15 protein-coding genes are annotated in these 16,844 nt (G+C 40.6%); 8 read left to right on the forward strand and 7 right to left on the reverse strand.

Features of this window, described 5'->3' with window-relative positions; translation table 11 throughout:
* The first annotated feature begins 112 nt into the window (after window positions 1-112).
* Window positions 113-1,384, forward strand: coding sequence for an MgtC/SapB family protein (locus MKL51_RS05420; protein WP_002118218.1), 1,272 nt, complete (start codon window positions 113-115; stop codon window positions 1,382-1,384).
* Between the two features lie 5 nt (window positions 1,385-1,389).
* On the opposite strand, the gene tsaA is transcribed toward MKL51_RS05420, so the two are convergent.
* The gene (tsaA, locus tag MKL51_RS05425; RefSeq protein WP_065421955.1) at window positions 1,390-2,130 is read right to left on the reverse strand and encodes a tRNA (N6-threonylcarbamoyladenosine(37)-N6)-methyltransferase TrmO; all 741 of its coding nucleotides are present in this window, start codon (window positions 2,128-2,130) and stop codon (window positions 1,390-1,392) included.
* Between the two features lie 101 nt (window positions 2,131-2,231).
* Between tsaA and MKL51_RS05430 the strand changes: the two genes are divergently transcribed.
* The gene (locus MKL51_RS05430; RefSeq protein WP_002118187.1) at window positions 2,232-3,011 is read left to right on the forward strand and encodes a ferredoxin--NADP reductase; all 780 of its coding nucleotides are present in this window, start codon (window positions 2,232-2,234) and stop codon (window positions 3,009-3,011) included.
* A gap of 55 nt (window positions 3,012-3,066) precedes the next feature.
* On the opposite strand, the gene MKL51_RS05435 is transcribed toward MKL51_RS05430, so the two are convergent.
* On the reverse strand, window positions 3,067-3,936 hold the full coding sequence (locus MKL51_RS05435; RefSeq protein ID WP_032005304.1) for a PhzF family phenazine biosynthesis protein: 870 nt from the start codon (window positions 3,934-3,936) through the stop codon (window positions 3,067-3,069).
* Window positions 3,937-4,165: 229 nt separating this feature from the next.
* Here MKL51_RS05435 and MKL51_RS05440 point away from each other — a divergent pair, with 229 nt between their 5' ends.
* The 4 genes from MKL51_RS05440 (at window position 4,166) to abeS (ending at window position 7,891) form a co-directional block, all read left to right on the forward strand.
* The gene (locus MKL51_RS05440) at window positions 4,166-5,632 is read left to right on the forward strand and encodes an aminotransferase-like domain-containing protein (RefSeq protein ID WP_270904192.1); all 1,467 of its coding nucleotides are present in this window, start codon (window positions 4,166-4,168) and stop codon (window positions 5,630-5,632) included.
* Window positions 5,633-5,688: 56 nt separating this feature from the next.
* Window positions 5,689-7,059: a prephenate-dependent tRNA uridine(34) hydroxylase TrhP gene (gene trhP, locus MKL51_RS05445; protein WP_032042294.1), complete on the forward strand. Its 1,371-nt coding sequence runs from the start codon at window positions 5,689-5,691 to the stop codon at window positions 7,057-7,059.
* A gap of 2 nt (window positions 7,060-7,061) precedes the next feature.
* Window positions 7,062-7,325 carry a YfhL family 4Fe-4S dicluster ferredoxin gene (locus MKL51_RS05450; protein ID WP_002118193.1) on the forward strand — a complete coding sequence of 88 codons (264 nt, stop codon included), beginning with the start codon at window positions 7,062-7,064 and terminating at the stop codon, window positions 7,323-7,325.
* Between the two features lie 236 nt (window positions 7,326-7,561).
* Window positions 7,562-7,891: a multidrug efflux SMR transporter AbeS gene (gene abeS / locus MKL51_RS05455; RefSeq protein ID WP_004791191.1), complete on the forward strand. Its 330-nt coding sequence runs from the start codon at window positions 7,562-7,564 to the stop codon at window positions 7,889-7,891.
* 74 nt (window positions 7,892-7,965) lie between these two features.
* On the opposite strand, the gene MKL51_RS05460 is transcribed toward abeS, so the two are convergent.
* From MKL51_RS05460 to MKL51_RS05480, 5 genes are all read right to left on the reverse strand, one after another.
* Entirely contained in the window at window positions 7,966-8,742 is a 777-nt protein-coding gene (locus MKL51_RS05460; RefSeq protein WP_005068251.1) for an ABC transporter ATP-binding protein, read from the reverse strand.
* A 9-nt stretch (window positions 8,743-8,751) separates the two neighbouring features.
* Window positions 8,752-9,465, reverse strand: a complete 714-nt coding sequence (locus MKL51_RS05465; protein ID WP_032005299.1) for an ABC transporter permease — start codon at window positions 9,463-9,465, stop codon at window positions 8,752-8,754.
* Window positions 9,462-10,151, reverse strand: coding sequence for an ABC transporter permease (locus MKL51_RS05470; protein WP_032052284.1), 690 nt, complete (start codon window positions 10,149-10,151; stop codon window positions 9,462-9,464). Before MKL51_RS05470 ends, MKL51_RS05465 begins: the two co-directional genes overlap by 4 nt.
* Before the next feature lie 91 nt (window positions 10,152-10,242).
* On the reverse strand, window positions 10,243-11,028 hold the full coding sequence (locus tag MKL51_RS05475) for an ABC transporter substrate-binding protein (protein ID WP_032042290.1): 786 nt from the start codon (window positions 11,026-11,028) through the stop codon (window positions 10,243-10,245).
* Between the two features lie 176 nt (window positions 11,029-11,204).
* Entirely contained in the window at window positions 11,205-12,233 is a 1,029-nt protein-coding gene (locus tag MKL51_RS05480; RefSeq protein WP_032005296.1) for a LysR family transcriptional regulator, read from the reverse strand.
* A gap of 200 nt (window positions 12,234-12,433) precedes the next feature.
* Between MKL51_RS05480 and adeF the strand changes: the two genes are divergently transcribed.
* Both adeF and adeG read left to right on the forward strand, forming a co-directional pair.
* On the forward strand, window positions 12,434-13,654 hold the full coding sequence (adeF, locus tag MKL51_RS05485) for a multidrug efflux RND transporter periplasmic adaptor subunit AdeF (RefSeq protein ID WP_017480758.1): 1,221 nt from the start codon (window positions 12,434-12,436) through the stop codon (window positions 13,652-13,654).
* A gap of 6 nt (window positions 13,655-13,660) precedes the next feature.
* Window positions 13,661-16,840 carry a multidrug efflux RND transporter permease subunit AdeG gene (gene adeG, locus MKL51_RS05490; protein WP_049069421.1) on the forward strand — a complete coding sequence of 1,060 codons (3,180 nt, stop codon included), beginning with the start codon at window positions 13,661-13,663 and terminating at the stop codon, window positions 16,838-16,840.
* Window positions 16,841-16,844 lie beyond the last annotated feature (4 nt).

The raw sequence follows: 16,844 nt of genomic DNA on the forward strand, positions 1-16,844 counted from the left end.
TTGTCTAAAAAAGACACTATGCTCACTATAATAAAAAGCATAAACTGAATATGAATACATGATTTTAAAATGATTCAAATCCACATATAACAATAAGCGAAGAGGAAGTAATATGGAACTTCCAATGACAATGTCATTACAAACAGCATCATTTGAAGAATTCATTACAGTGATTGCTGCGGCGCTTGGTTGTGGCTTATTAATTGGTTTAGAACGTGAACGAAGCAAGCTTAAACATGAATATAAAACCTTTGCGGGTTTCCGTTCTTTTGCAATTAGTGCTTTATTAGGAGCGGTCTGTTTTTTATTTGGCATTGAAATTGGAATTGTGGGTGCTTTACTCATTGGTGCCATTAGTATTGTTTCCCTCAAAAATCAACCCAATGACCCGGGCGTGACCACCGAACTCGCCTTTATTATGACTTATTTCATTGGGGCACTTTGTATTTGGAATATTTCGCTCGCTGCTGGCCTAGCTGTGATCATGACAACTATCTTAATAGCTAAGCAGTCTATGCATGGTATTGCCAGTCAGTGGATTACTGAATCTGAATTACGTGATGGTATTTTTCTACTTGCCTTACTATTAATTGCTCAGCCTTTAGTACCTAATAAGCCTTTTTGGGGGCCGGTTTTAAATCCACATGTGATTTTAAAATTACTGACTTTAATCTTATTTGTACAAGCTCTCGCCCATATAGCAAAGCGACTTTTGTCATCTAAAAATGCTTTATTGCTTTCTTCTTTAGCTTCCGGATTTGTGTCTAGTACAGCAACTATTGCCAGTTTAGGTTTAGAAGTACGCTCTGGCAAAGCCAACGCAACAACAAATGCAGGTGCTGCATTGATGTCTTGCGTTTCAACACTGATTCAAACCTTAATTATTGTGATCGGTATTAGCTTTGCTTGGTTCAAGCTGATTATATTTCCTACACTTATTGCCTTAGTAGTTTTAGCAGTATGGGCCTTTATTTTATTACGTAAAGCCGAGCCTAGTACGGCTTCGCCCGAGCTTGACTCAAGAATGTTCAGCTTAAAAGAAGCCATTATTATTGCAGGCACACTCACCCTCATTCAGGCAGGTGTTTATGGTTTAAGTCTATCTTTAGGCGATGCGGGATTAATCGCGGGGACTTTACTTGCTTCATTATTTGAAATACATGCAGCTATAGCGGCGGTCATTGTGCAAGGTGAACCTGATAGCGCACATATGACACCTTTATTAATTGCCTTTTTAGGAGGTTTTGCAGTTCATGCTCTTGCTAAAAGTGTGAACTCTGCAATTTCGGGCGGACTACGCTATGCCCTTGCTTTCGTTCCCGCCCAGCTCATTCATATGGCTATTTTTATTACTTTACTTTGGCTTAACATCCACTGGTTTTAAAATATCTATTGTGTAAGCGAAGAAGTCTTAGTCTTAACCACATCAATGACGGTAACTACAAATTGATCGACCTTAAAATGAATATCAAAGTCTGAAAATTTCATTTTATAAATTCTTTCAGGGTCTTCTTGATAGGCAGGCCGAGGATCTAAAGCCAATACTTGCTCAAGCTCATCAATGTATTGCGAATCTATTTCTTTATTTTGCAGAAAATATTTTTGAGCTGTTAACGCAGTTTCATTCCAAATAACTGCCTTTCGTTCAGGTTCTGCATGTGCATAACCACTTTGAGCCTCCTCAATTGCATCAGAATATTGAATATAAGGTTTGATATCTAAAATTGGAGTGCCATTTAATAAATCACTTCCTGTGACATAGACACGGACAGACTTGCCCACCTTTTCCACTTTATTAAGCTTTACAACTGAAAGCCCGATTGGAGAAGGTCTATACATACTTCGTGTAGCAAATACTCCAATTTTTTCATTACCACCTAAACGTGGTGGACGAACCTGTGGCCGGAACTTATCTGCACTGCCTTGATTTTTATTGTCATGAAACTGCCAAACTAACCAGAGATGACTAAATTGCTCAATTCCCTCAAATGCTAACAAGTCGTTATAAGGTTCAACCATATCAATATAAGACTCAATATTGACCAAATTGGGCTGGCGTGGAATACCAAATTTTTCACGATAGGGAGAACACATATGGCCAATGATGGGGAAGGTGACAGAATTGATCATCACTTTTTCTTATAAACACAATTAAATATATTCAGTTTATCGGGAATGAAATTAGATTAGAATAGCAATCTGTTTTCTTTTAATCGTGATCGAGACCTTTAATGGCTGCTTTTAACGTTGAACGCATTACTCATGTTCACCACTGGAATGACACTCTTTTCAGTTTTAAAACTACACGCGATACCAGCTTACGTTTTAAAAATGGTCAGTTCGTAATGATCGGACTTGAAGTGAATGGCAAACCGTTAATGCGTGCGTATTCGATTGCAAGTGCAAACTACGAAGAAGAGTTAGAATTCTTCTCAATTAAAGTACAAGACGGTCCTTTAACTTCGATTTTGCAAAAAGTACAAGTTGGTGATGAAATCTTAGTTTCTAAAAAACCAACAGGTACTTTGGTTCATGATGACCTTTTACCAGGTAAAAACTTATACCTTTTATCTTCTGGTACTGGTCTTGCTCCATTCTTATCAATTATTCGTGATCCAGAAACTTACGAACGCTTTGAAAAAGTAATCGTTGTTCATGGTACACGCTATATTTCTGAATTAGCTTATCAAGACCTTATCTTAAACGAATTACCAAACCACGAATTCTTTGAAGAGTTAGGTATTAAAGACAAGCTTGTTTACTACCCTACTGTTACTCGTGAACCTTTCCACACTCAAGGCCGTGTAACAACTGCAATTGAAACTGGCGCTTTATTCGAAAAAATCGGTTTACCACGCTTCAACCGTGAAACTGACCGTGCAATGCTTTGCGGTAGCCCTGCATTCCTAAAAGACGTGGCTGCATTACTTGACCAACACGGTTTAGTTGAATCACCTCGTATGGGTGAAATGGGCGACTACGTCATTGAACGTGCGTTCGTAGAAAAATAATTTTTTCTAGACATAAAAAACCGAGGCAAAGTCCTCGGTTTTTTTATTTCTGTTTTTATAACTTAATTGTGCCATCGATACAGGTGACAGCGGTTCCACCCACCAAAATTTTATCTTGATACAATTCAAGTTGAAGTTGTCCGTCTCGACCTACCGCCCCACCTTGTGAAGAAACTACGACATCATTTTGTGCAGGAAGAATCCCATAATAACGAATAAATGAAGCTACGCTACCATTACCACTACCACAAACAGGATCTTCATTTATTCCACATGAAGGGGCAAATGAACGAACTTCTATGTGTTTTTGTTCATCATTATTTTCATGAAAACCAAAAACTGTCGCACCCGTAACTTTCATTTCTAAGTCATGTTCTTTTAAAGCGGCAAAGTCTGGTTGGCTATCTAAAACAGCGTCAGCATTAACAGCTTGTAATACAATCCAGCGCGCCCCTACATCTACCAATGCAGCGTTCCATTGAGTATTAATTTCACATTTTAAAATTTCTGCTAATTTCTCAGTATGCATAGCATCTAGTGGAGTAATTTTAGGCTTAGGTAGTTCAAATGAAATATGACTTGATTCACTCACAGTCAGAGTCACCAAACCAGCACCACACTGCTGTACCAGCTTACCTTCTTTCGCTTTAATTAGACCCGCCTCAAGCAAAGCATAGGCAGTACCAATTGTAGGATGGCCTGCAAATGGCAATTCATTTTGCGGAGTAAAGATTCGAACCTGATAGTCAGCTTGTGAATCGGTCGCAGGGAGTACAAATGTGGTTTCAGAAAGATTGGTCCAGTTCGCAATGGCTTGCATCTGCTCAGACGTTAAGGTGCTGGCGTCCATAATGACCGCAACAGGATTTCCTTTAAATGCTTGTGAAGTAAAAACATCAACTTGTTTAAATGCAACAACAGACATAGACCTCTCCTACTGATTTTAATATTAAAAAATATGGCTTTAAATCCTCACCATTTCTTGATCTTACTGATTTATTTTTAATGGTCACAGTATCAGTTAATATTAAAAATAATAGACACAGTTGTTAAAAATAGATTCAGATTAAATGGATAAATCTATAAAACTAACAATATTTGAGATAAATCAGGGATCGCTATAAAGTGTATCCATTGCTTTGGCTTTTTAATGAATGGATATGTACAAATATAAAAAAGTGAGTGATGACCTCACCCTTCAAATTCAGAATGGCAGGCAACCTGTGGGTTCTCGGTTGCCATCAATTCGAGATTGTGCCCAGCATTATCAGGTCAGTATTAACACTGTAAAAGAAGCTTATCGCCAGCTTGAAGATCAAGGTTTAATTTCAGTTCGTCCACAGTCTGGCTACTATGTTTGTCATGCCCCTTCAAACTTATTAGAACTCGAAGAGCGTTATGTCAGTGAAGAAAAAGTATCTCTTTCAGGAATTAGCTGTTTTCTCGCACAAATTGTTAAAAAGCAAATGGACCCCGACTATGTCAATTTAACCCTAGCTTGCCCTTCTGGGGAAAATTTCTATCCAATTGAACGCTTAAAACGCTTAACTGCCCAGGTGCTGCGCTCTCAATCAGATATTTTTAAAAGCTATACCTTGCCGCCCGGTTCTATACGTTTACGTACTCAAATTGCTAGGCGAAGCTTACAGTTAGGTATGTTTCTTTCAGCAGATGATATTGTGCTCACTCATGGCACGATGGAGGCTTTAAGTCTCGCGATTATGGCAACAACTCAAGCGGGCGACAGTGTAGCGCTTGAGATTCCTACATTTCACAACCTGTACCCACTCCTTCATAATTTAGGTCGAAAAATTGTAGAAGTACCGACCTCGCCACATACAGGTATGTGCCTTGATGCACTTGAAGAACTCTTAAAATCTCAAAGTGTACAAGCCATTTTAACCATTCCAACAGGACACAATCCTCTCGGTTTTAGCATGCCTGAAAGTAACCGTCGTCGCTTGGCAGAGTTAGCTAATCAGTTTCAAGTTCCTGTTATTGAAGATGCGATGTATGCCGAATTGCAACTCACCGAGCCTCTCTTGCCCAACATCAAAGCGTTTGACCAAAATGGATGGGTTTTGGTGTGTGGCAGCTATACCAAAACTGTAGCACCTGATTATCGGATTGGTTGGCTAGAAGCTGGACGTTTCCGCAATATTGTGCAGCAGCTTAAATTTACAACCACTGTTGCTGAGCCTGCTTTACTCACAGAAACTTTAGGACTTTTCTTAGAGAATGGCGGATATGATCTACATTTACGTCAACTCAAAAAACGCTATCAACAACAAATTGACACCATCAAATCTTATATTTGCCGCTATTTCCCACTCGGTACCCGAGTCAGTCGTCCGCAAGCGGGATTTATTTTATGGTTAGAGCTCCCCGAATCTATCGATACATTAGAACTGTTTCATCAGGCAATGGATGAAAAAATCTTATGTATGCCGGGAATTTTGTGTTCAGCTGATAAACGTTTTAGTCATTGTTTACGTATAGCAGCTTGTTTTGAGTTAAATCCCAAAATGTTAAATGCTTTGATGCGCTTAGGAGAGCTAGCAAAAAATATGCTGCCCGTACAAAAGGATAATGATCAAATCCCTACTAATTCAGTAGGTTGAATCCCAAATCTGGAGTTAATAAAATAAAACCATATATTTTTTATGCCTTTTATTTTATGAAAACTGAGCTTCTCTCTCCCGCAGGTTCACTTAAAAACATGCGCTATGCTTTTGCCTATGGTGCAGATGCCGTATATGCCGGCCAACCACGTTATAGCTTACGTGTTCGTAATAATGCTTTTGATCATGACAACTTAAAAATCGGAATTGATGAAGCCCATGCTTTGGGTAAAAAGTTTTATGTTGTAGTGAATATTCAGCCACATAACAGCAAATTAAAAAACTTTATTCGTGATCTTGAACCAATTGTAGCTATGCAACCAGATGCACTCATTATGTCTGATCCGGGCTTAATCATGATGGTGAGAGAGCATTTTCCTGATGTGCAAATTCATCTATCAGTTCAAGCCAACGCTATTAATTGGGCCACTGTTAGGTTTTGGAAAGATTACGGTCTAAGCCGTGTGATTTTATCGCGTGAGTTATCTTTAGAAGAAATAGAAGAAATCCAGCAACACGTACCCGATATTGAACTTGAAGTTTTTGTACATGGTGCTCTATGCATGGCCTACTCAGGCCGCTGCTTACTTTCCGGATATATGAACAAGCGTGATGCCAACCAAGGTGCTTGTACCAATGCTTGCCGTTGGGACTATAAGTTGCATGAAACCCAAGAAGATGCAAACGGTGATGTGATTCCAGTTACTCAGCTCAATGAGTCAGAAAAGTCTTGCTGCTCATCAGCACAATCAGAAACAACCTCGGCTCAAACGCTGCTGGTACAACGCAATGATGAAGAAATGTTTGCTGCCGAAGAAGATGAACACGGCACCTATTTTATGAACTCTAAAGATTTACGTGCGGTACAACATGTAGATCGTTTAACCAAAATGGGCATCGCCTCATTAAAAATTGAAGGCCGTACTAAATCCTATTTTTACTGTGCCCGTACCGCCCAAATTTATCGAAAAGCTATTGATGATGCTTTAGCAGGCAAACCATTTGACCCAAGCTTAATCAACCAACTCGAAGGTTTGGCAAACCGTGGTTATACCGAAGGCTTTTTGAGACGTCATGTGCATAGCGAATATCAAAACTATGCTGATGGTTCATCGCATTTCGACTACCAACAATTTTGTGGAGAGGTTTTAGAACGTCAAGGCGATTATATTCGCATTGAAGTTAAAAACCGTTTTGTGGTGGGCGACTCACTTGAGCTGATGACGCCTCAAGGTAATATCACCTTTACTTTAACCGAAATGCGCGATTTAAAAGGTAACCCAATTACCGATGCTAAAGGTTCGGGGCATTTTGTTGAGATTCCACTTTCACAAGATGTTGATGTTAGTTATGCCCTACTCATACGCAATTTGCCGCATGCTAAGGAAAACATTACTGCCTCAACATTAGCTTATTCAGCGAGTTAAACATGGCACTTTTGATTACAAATGACTGTATCAATTGTGATATGTGCTTACCGGAATGCCCCAATACAGCTATTTTTGAAGGCAACAAAGTTTATGAAATTGATCCACTTCGTTGTACAGAATGTGTAGGCTTTTATGATGCCCCCACATGTAAGGCGGTTTGTCCAATCGATTGCATAAAACCAGACCCTGCACATATTGAAAATAAAGAGCAACTGCTAGAGAAATTTAAGGATTTAAATATACTCGGCGAATCTATCTCTTAAAAGTCTATCGAGGATCAGGCTAAGATTGCTGATCCTCTTTTTATGACTATACAGATCAATGATTAAATAAATGAATAAAATAGCTGAGAACACTTTGCTAGAGATAAAATCAATTTATCAGTTCAGTTTGATTTAATGGTCATTTTGTACCAAAAAAATTAAACAATCGTTAAAACTGCCAAACCATTTCAACATTTCATGTAGATTGATCAAAAATCATTCTGGCGCAGCTCCCCATGTCTTATCTTTATTTAGCAATTGCGATTGCTTGTGAAGTCATTGCAACTTCAGCTTTAAAAGCATCTCAAGGTTTTACTGTTCCTATTCCATCCATTATTACAGTTGTGGGCTATGCGATCGCTTTTTATTTATTGTCCCTTACACTAAAAACGATTCCGATCGGAATTGCATATGCCATTTGGTCGGGTGCGGGTATTATTTTAATTTCTGCAATTGGCTGGATATTTTACAAACAACATTTAGACTTGGCGGCCTGTATTGGTCTTACTTTAATGATTGCAGGTATTGTGATTATTAATGTGTTTTCTAAAAATACCCATTTATAAAATATAAATAAAAAGAAACCGAGTACGATGAAACTCTTTTTATAAAAAATTTCACCTTACTCGGTATGAACAGCTTATTTCAAACTGCCCGTCAAAAATTGTTTTAGACGTTCACTTTTCGGGTTATTGAGTACTTCATCAGGATGACCCTGTTCCTCAATTTTCCCTTGATGCAAGAAAATCACTTGATTAGATACATGACGCGCGAAGCCCATTTCATGTGTGACCACAATCATGGTACGTCCTTCTTCAGCCAAGCCCTGCATTACTTTTAGTACTTCACCCACCAGCTCTGGATCAAGCGCGCTGGTTGGTTCGTCAAACAACATAACTTCTGGTTCCATAGCCAAAGCACGAGCAATCGCTACACGTTGCTGCTGACCACCAGATAAAAATGCCGGATATTTACTTTCAACACTTTCAGGTAATCCAACTTTGCGTAGATATTTCCGTGCACGCTCTTCTGCTTCTGCACGTTTTACCCCAAGTACGTGAATCGGCCCTTCAATGACATTTTCTAGCACTGTCATGTGTGACCACAAATTAAAATGCTGAAATACCATCATGAGCTGCGTACGCATTTTTTGTAGTTGCTTTGGTTCAACTACTTTTAAATTGCCTTTCTTATCAAAGACTGTGCGTAGTTTTTCACCATTGAGCTTAATCGTGCCATTGCTCGGTTGTTCCAAAAAGTTAATGCAGCGGAGTAAAGTACTTTTACCTGAACCCGATGAACCAATAATACTAATCACATCACCGGCATTTGCATCAAGTGATATTCCTTTAAGCACTTCATGATCGCCGAATTTCTTATGTAAATCGCGAATCACTAGTTTTGCAACTTGTTCCATTTATGTCTCCTAATGATTCAATGGCTTTAAAAATGCCAACCAACGTTTTTCAAGCTTACGAAATAGCCCAATCAAAATAAAAGCCAACACTGCATATAACACCGCGGCAATTCCAAAAGCATTGAAGGTGTCATAGGTTGCCGCATTCACATCACGCGCAATTTTTAAAATGTCAGGAACAGTTGCTGTAAATGCAATGGTTGTCGCGTGCAACATTAAAATGACTTCATTGCCGTAAAACGGTAAAGCACGGCGTAACATCGATGGAATGATAATGCGAGTGTACCGTTTCCATTTTGACATACCGAAAGCTTGTGCAGCCTCAATCTCTCCATGGGGAATAGAACGAATCGCCCCAGCGAAGATTTCAGTTGTATATGCACCAGTATTGAGCGCGAATGCCAAAATGGTGCAATTTATGCCCTCTCTAAAAAAAGCATCAAGTGTCTGGTGTTCATGGATATAATCAAAGCTGTAAATACCTGAGTAAATAATCAGCAATTGAATGTAAAGTGGAGTGCCACGAAAAACATAGGTATATAACCAAACTGGGCCACGCAACCAAAGATTTTCTGATACTCGTGCAAGTGATAAAGGCACAGCAAGCACAAATCCAATACCAATAGAAAGCACCAATAACCAAGTCGTCATCGCTACGCCAGTCATTTGCAAACCATCGGTCCAAAGATATGCCTGCCAATATTGTTGAAGGATTTCAATCATAATTGTCCCTTCCTTACACCAGCAGAATAACGACGTTCAAGCCACATTAAAATCAGATTCGACACGGTGGTAATCGCTAAATAAATGGCAGCAGCCACGATGCTGAAAAAGAACAACTGCATGGTACTTCTACCCGCATCTTGTGTAATTTTTACAATGTCAGTCAGGCCAATAATAGAAACTAGTGCGGTCGCCTTAATCAAAACTTGCCAGTTATTACCAATACCAGGCAAAGCGAAACGCATCATTTGAGGGAATAATACACGGTGAAAAACCTGCCAAAGCGACATACCATAAGCCATTGCTGCTTCAATTTGACCTTTTGGAACCGATTGAAATGCACCACGAAAGGTCTCGGTAAAATATGCACCATAAATGAACGCTAAAGTAATCACACCCGCCACAAATGGGTTGATATCAATTTGGTCCATTTGCAGTGCTTCAGTAATTTGGTTGAGACCCAACTGCAAGCTATAAAATAACAGCAGCATAATGACCAAATCAGGCACACTTCGAATGAGCGTAGTATAAGCTGTTGCTATATAACGTAAAATTCTAATACTAGAGAGTTTTGAGCTCGCACCAATTAAGCCAATAATCACAGAAAGTAAAAGTGACAACAACGCAAGCTGTATGGTCATCCATGTCCCGCTGAGCAGGAGTGGCCCAAAGCCAGAAAAAAACATGACTCATCTTCTCCTTAAAAACAATATCTAATATTGATGAGATGAGAATAGATCTAAAAATGTCGGCTTAAAGCCGACATTTTTCACATCATTAGTAAATGCTAAAGGAGAAATATTTTTTCTCGAGTTTTTTGTATGTACCATCTGCAATGATTGCAGCGAGTGCTTTATTAATATTGGCTTTTAAATCCGCATCTTCTTTGCGTAAACCGATCGCTGCACCTACACCTAGTGTTTTTGCATCAACCACATTGCCACCAGCAAAACTGAAGTTTTTGCCTTTTGGTTGTTTTAAGAAAGCGCCATCAACCATAATTGCATCTTGTAAAGTTGCATCCAAGCGACCTGACATCATGTCTTGATAAATCAAATCTTGGACTGGATAAGGTACAACCGTTACACCTTTTGGTGCCCAATAGGTTTTAGCATAAGTTTCTTGAATTGTGCCCTGTTGTACACCGACACGTTTGCCTTTCAAAGAGGCAGCGGTAGGCAATAAAGGCGAGCCTTTTTTTGCAACCATACGGGTTGGTGTATTGTAGATTTTGCTACTAAATGCAATTTGTTTTGCACGCTCATCAGTGACTGTCATTGATGAAAGAATGCCATCAAATTTTTTCGCTTTAAGTGCTGGAATCATCCCATCAAAAGAATTTTCAACCCAAACACATTTGGCTTTGAGTTTTGCACAAATTGCATTACCCAAATCAACATCAAAACCAGTTAACTTGCCATCTGGTGTTTTATATTCAAACGGCGCATAAGACGACTCAGTACCAAAACGAATCACCTTCCAATCCTTTGCTTGAACATTCGTCGCAACAGTAGCCAAAACTAGGGTTGTTGAAACGAACATTTTTTTCATAAAGCTTGCCATCTTGAAGCTTCTCCTTAAAATCCTAATAAGGTGATAAAAACTTGAGCAATTTCTAAATTACTCTTCTGCCGAAAGAATTGCAATTTCTATACCAGTAAATTAAGGATTTATGAAGATGACTAAACAGTGGATTCTATTAATTGATTAATTGTTGAAAAATCACTCAAAATATGAAGCTAATTTTTGAGTGCATAGGCTTCTGCCATATTTTCATTTTCGACCAATGTCCGAATGGTGTATTCATGATTATGTTCTTTAACACTGGCAAATTCACATTTTTGATCTAATGACATTGAACAACCACTCAACAATGGACAACCTGCAAATAATTCGGCTACCCAATCGACAAAGACTCGAACTTTAGGCGATAAATGACGATTTTGTAGATAAACGACTGATATTGGCATAGGTGCAGGTAACCATTCAGTCAATACTTCCCTAAGTGCACCAGATTCCAAATGTTTTGCTACCATGTAATATGGGCATTGAATTAAGCCAAAACCTTGCACTGCCAAATCAATATATGAATCACCATCGTTGACAGAAACACGCCCTTTCACACCAACGCTATGAATCTCACCGTTCACCATGAAATCCCAGTCGATATTGCGTCCTGTACGGCTGTTAAAGTAATGCACGACCTGATGTTTTTGTAGATCCTCAATGGTTTTGGGTTCCCCATGCTCCATCAAATAACGTGGTGCAGCCACAGTCACACACTGAATTGTTCCGATACGGCGCGCAACTAAACTTGAATCTTTAAGTTGACCAATACGAATGACACAGTCCACCGCATCTTGAACCAAATCGACCGGACGATCACTCATTCCAATCACCAAATCAATGTCAGGATATTTGGCATGAAAATCACAAAGCATCGGAATCAGAATCAGCCGCCCGATTGAAGCTTTAACATCAATACGCAGTCTTCCTCGTGGTCCACGCTCCGAATCATGAAAAGTTGATTCTACATCTTCGACATCAGCTAAAATTCGCGAAGTACGCTCATAATAAACCGCTCCATCCGGTGTCAAACTAAGTTTACGGGTTGTTCGGTTAAGCAATCGAACCTGTAAATGTTTCTCTAAACCCTGAATGGTTGTCGTCACTGAAGCACGCGGTAGGCCTAAGCTGTCAGCCGCTAAACTGAAACTATTTGTTTCGACAACTTTGTTAAATACTTTCATGGCATGAAATAGATCCACACGCACACTCCTATCAATCAATGCATTTTTTAATCAAACACATCAATTGTTATAAAAATACGAATAGTGTTATCGAATTTAATATATTTATTCGTGATTGACAAACTTTTATGCTCCGTCCATCCCATAAACCCTGTTTCTCCCATACGGACCAAAACTAAAAGTCTGAAAACAGGTATCCAAATAACTAGGAGCACCTCATGTCATTTTCCCGCAAACAGTTCGCACTGTCTGCCATCTTTGTTGCCCTCTTAGCAACAGGAGGCAGTTTTATGTTTTTACATGAAAATGCCGATGCAAAAGTTGCACCGACCTCTGCCCAACAAGCTGCAACTGTTGATATTTCTAATGTCATCAGCAAAACCATTACTGACTGGCAAGAATACTCCGGTCGTTTAGAAGCCATTGATCAAGTCGATATTCGACCCCAAGTTTCCGGCAAACTCATTGCCGTTCACTTCAAAGATGGCAGTCTCGTAAAAAAAGGCGACTTACTTTTTACCATTGATCCACGGCCTTTCGAGGCAGAACTGAATCGTGCCCAAGCTCAACTCGCTTCAGCTGAAGCACAAGTCACTTATACGGGTTCTAATCTTTCTCGTATTCAACGTTTAATTCAAAGTAATGCTGTCTCACGTCAAGAGCTAGATTTAGCTCAAAATGATGCACGCTCAGCCAGTGCCAACCTACAAGCAGCTAGAGCAGCAGTTCAATCTGCCCGCTTAAATCTAGAGTACACCCGTATTACTGCGCCTGTCAGCGGTCGAATTTCCCGTGCCGAGGTGACCGTCGGCAATGTAGTTTCTGCAGGTAACGGAGCACAGGTTTTAACAAGTTTAGTATCTGTATCTCGCCTTTATGCATCTTTCGATGTTGATGAACAAACCTACCTGAAATACATCAGTAACCAGCGTAATTCTGCACAAGTTCCTGTTTATATGGGACTTGCCAACGAAACTGGTTTCTCTCGTGAAGGTACCATCAACTCAATTGACAATAACCTAGATGCAACCTCAGGCACGATTCGTGTTCGTGCGACTTTTGATAATCCAAACGGAGTTTTATTACCGGGCCTATATGCACGAATCCGTTTAGGCGGTGGTCAACCTCGTTCAGCAATTCTGATTAGCCCAACCGCAGTTGGGGTCGATCAAGATAAACGCTTTGTCGTAGTAGTTGATGCTAAAAATCAGACAGCCTACCGTGAAGTAAAACTCGGTGCGCAACAAGATGGTTTGCAAATCGTGAATAGCGGATTACAAGCGGGTGATCGTATTGTAGTGAACGGTTTACAACGGATTCGTCCGGGTGACCCTGTGACCCCACACCTCGTTCCTATGCCAAATGCACAAATCACTGCTAGCAGTACTACCTCTCAACCTCAGCCAACAGATAAAACATCAACTCCGGCAAAAGGTTAATCAAATATGAATATTTCTAAATTTTTTATTGATCGGCCGATCTTTGCTGGTGTGTTATCAGTACTGATTTTACTCGCCGGTCTGCTTTCGGTATTCCAGTTACCGATTTCTGAATACCCAGAAGTTGTTCCGCCATCTGTGGTGGTACGTGCTCAATATCCGGGTGCAAACCCGAAAGTGATTGCTGAAACTGTTGCTTCTCCGCTTGAAGAGTCGATCAACGGCGTCGAAGACATGCTGTACATGCAATCTCAGGCTAACAGCGACGGCAACTTAACCATTACGGTGAACTTTAAACTAGGTATTGACCCAGACAAAGCGCAACAACTGGTTCAAAACCGTGTGTCTCAGACCATGCCTCGTTTACCGGAAGACGTACAGCGTTTAGGTGTCACTACTTTAAAAAGCTCACCAACTTTAACCATGGTAGTGCATCTGACCTCACCAGATAGTCGCTATGACATGACCTACTTACGTAACTATGCGGTACTCAACGTGAAAGACCGTTTAGCGCGTTTACAAGGAGTTGGTGAAGTCGGATTATTTGGTTCTGGTGACTACGCGATGCGCGTATGGCTCGACCCGCAAAAAGTAGCGCAGCGTAACCTCACCGCGACCGAAATTGTGAATGCAATCCGTGAACAAAACATTCAGGTTGCAGCGGGTACAATCGGTGCATCACCAAGTAACTCCCCTTTACAGCTTTCAGTCAATGCTCAAGGACGTTTAACGACTGAGCAAGAATTCGCAGATATCATTTTAAAAACTGCACCAGATGGTGCGGTCACCCGATTGGGTGATGTTGCTCGTGTTGAACTTGCAGCCTCTCAATATGGCTTGCGTTCATTACTCGACAACAAACAAGCAGTCGCAATTCCAATTTTCCAAGCACCAGGTGCTAATGCTTTACAAGTTTCTGATCAAGTGCGCAGCACGATGAAGGAGCTTTCAAAAGATTTCCCATCTTCAATTAAATACGACATTGTTTATGACCCGACTCAATTCGTACGTGCAAGTATTAAAGCGGTCGTTCATACCCTACTTGAAGCAATTGCACTGGTTGTTGTGGTTGTTATTTTATTCTTACAAACATGGCGTGCCTCGATCATTCCATTGCTTGCTGTACCAGTTTCAATTATTGGTACATTCGCCCTCATGCTTGCTTTTGGTTACTCGATCAATGCGCTATCACTATTCGGGATGGTACTTGCCATCGGCATTGTGGTCGATGACGCTATTGTTGTCGTCGAAAATGTCGAGAGGAATATTGAAGCAGGCTTAAGCCCAAGAGATGCAACTTATCGCGCGATGAGAGAAGTGAGCGGACCGATTATTGCCATTGCCTTAACGCTGGTTGCCGTGTTCGTACCTCTTGCCTTTATGACGGGCTTAACAGGGCAGTTTTATAAACAATTTGCCATGACGATCGCCATTTCAACGGTCATTTCGGCATTTAACTCCCTTACCCTATCTCCTGCTTTGGCTGCCATGTTACTAAAAGGACATGATGCTAAACCTGATGCATTAACACGCATAATGAATCGTGTATTTGGACGTTTCTTTGCACTGTTTAACCGCGTATTTACACGTGCGTCAGACAACTATGGTAAAGGCGTAAGTCGTGTTATCTCCCATAAAGCATCAGCAATGGGTGTCTATGCAGCACTTTTAGGCTTAACCGTTGGGATTTCTTATATTGTTCCGGGTGGCTTCGTACCTGCCCAAGACAAACAATATTTGATTAGCTTTGCTCAATTACCAAACGGCGCTTCATTAGATCGTACTGAAGCGGTGATTCGTAAAATGAGTGACACTGCACTTAAACAGCCTGGTGTAGAAAGTGCTGTTGCCTTTCCTGGTCTATCAATTAACGGATTTACCAATAGCTCAAGCGCCGGTATTGTCTTTGTGACCTTAAAGCCATTCGACGAACGTAAAGCGAAAGACTTATCTGCCAATGCAATTGCTGGTGCTCTCAACCAGAAATATTCAGCTATTCAAGATGCCTATATTGCGGTTTTCCCACCACCACCCGTGATGGGCTTAGGCACCATGGGCGGCTTTAAACTCCAACTTGAAGACCGAGGTGCCTTAGGCTATTCAGCCTTGAATGATGCTGCACAAAACTTTATGAAAGCAGCACAAACAGCCCCTGAACTGGGTCCAATGTTTTCAAGTTATCAAATTAACGTACCTCAACTCAATGTAGATTTGGACCGTGTAAAAGCCAAGCAACAAGGTGTTGCCGTGACAGATGTTTTCAACACCATGCAAATTTATTTAGGCTCTCAGTACGTTAACGACTTTAACCGCTTTGGACGTGTTTATCAGGTTCGTGCACAAGCCGATGCGCCTTTCCGTGCAAATCCTGAAGATATTTTGCAGCTTAAAACCCGTAACAGTGCCGGACAAATGGTGCCGTTATCTTCATTGGTAAATGTGACTCAAACTTATGGTCCAGAAATGGTCGTTCGTTATAACGGCTATACCTCAGCAGATATTAACGGTGGCCCTGCCTCAGGTTATTCATCTAGCCAAGCTGAAGCTGCGGTTGAACGTATTGCTGCACAAACTCTACCTCGTGGTATCAAGTTTGAATGGACAGATTTAACTTACCAAAAAATCTTGGCTGGTAATGCAGGACTCTGGGTATTCCCAATTAGCGTCTTACTGGTGTTCTTAGTTTTAGCCGCTCAATATGAAAGTCTAACTTTGCCTTTGGCTGTAATTTTAATTGTACCAATGGGAATCTTGGCGGCTCTAACAGGTGTCTGGCTGACAGGCGGAGATAACAACATCTTTACCCAAATTGGTTTGATGGTGCTGGTCGGGCTGGCCTGTAAAAATGCCATATTAATTGTCGAATTTGCACGGGAACTTGAAATGCAAGGTGCAACTGCCTTTAAAGCAGCTGTTGAAGCAAGTCGTCTACGTTTACGCCCAATTTTAATGACTTCTATTGCATTCATTATGGGTGTCGTACCACTGGTTACCTCAACAGGTGCAGGTTCTGAAATGCGTCATGCCATGGGCATTGCAGTGTTCTTCGGCATGATCGGTGTAACGCTGTTTGGTTTGTTCCTGACCCCGGCCTTTTATGTCCTGATTCGTACATTGAACAGTAAACATAAATTGCATTCGGCAGCAGTTCATGAAGCACCTTTATCTACTCCACATGATCATTAAGGAG

It is taken from the genome of Acinetobacter sp. AOR18_HL (genome assembly GCF_027855145.1).
In the GTDB taxonomy this organism is placed as follows: Bacteria; Pseudomonadota; Gammaproteobacteria; order Pseudomonadales; family Moraxellaceae; genus Acinetobacter; species Acinetobacter pittii.

Coding starts and splice junctions, on each gene's coding strand:
- MKL51_RS05420 (WP_002118218.1), top strand. CDS start 113: ATGGAACTTCCAATGACAATGTCATTACAAACAGCATCATTTGAAGAA.
- tsaA (WP_065421955.1), bottom strand. CDS start 2,130: ATGATCAATTCTGTCACCTTCCCCATCATTGGCCATATGTGTTCTCCC.
- MKL51_RS05430 (WP_002118187.1), top strand. CDS start 2,232: ATGGCTGCTTTTAACGTTGAACGCATTACTCATGTTCACCACTGGAAT.
- MKL51_RS05435 (WP_032005304.1), bottom strand. CDS start 3,936: ATGTCTGTTGTTGCATTTAAACAAGTTGATGTTTTTACTTCACAAGCA.
- MKL51_RS05440 (WP_270904192.1), top strand. CDS start 4,166: ATGGATATGTACAAATATAAAAAAGTGAGTGATGACCTCACCCTTCAA.
- trhP (WP_032042294.1), top strand. CDS start 5,689: ATGAAAACTGAGCTTCTCTCTCCCGCAGGTTCACTTAAAAACATGCGC.
- MKL51_RS05450 (WP_002118193.1), top strand. CDS start 7,062: ATGGCACTTTTGATTACAAATGACTGTATCAATTGTGATATGTGCTTA.
- abeS (WP_004791191.1), top strand. CDS start 7,562: ATGTCTTATCTTTATTTAGCAATTGCGATTGCTTGTGAAGTCATTGCA.
- MKL51_RS05460 (WP_005068251.1), bottom strand. CDS start 8,742: ATGGAACAAGTTGCAAAACTAGTGATTCGCGATTTACATAAGAAATTC.
- MKL51_RS05465 (WP_032005299.1), bottom strand. CDS start 9,465: ATGATTGAAATCCTTCAACAATATTGGCAGGCATATCTTTGGACCGAT.
- MKL51_RS05470 (WP_032052284.1), bottom strand. CDS start 10,151: ATGTTTTTTTCTGGCTTTGGGCCACTCCTGCTCAGCGGGACATGGATG.
- MKL51_RS05475 (WP_032042290.1), bottom strand. CDS start 11,028: ATGGCAAGCTTTATGAAAAAAATGTTCGTTTCAACAACCCTAGTTTTG.
- adeF (WP_017480758.1), top strand. CDS start 12,434: ATGTCATTTTCCCGCAAACAGTTCGCACTGTCTGCCATCTTTGTTGCC.
- adeG (WP_049069421.1), top strand. CDS start 13,661: ATGAATATTTCTAAATTTTTTATTGATCGGCCGATCTTTGCTGGTGTG.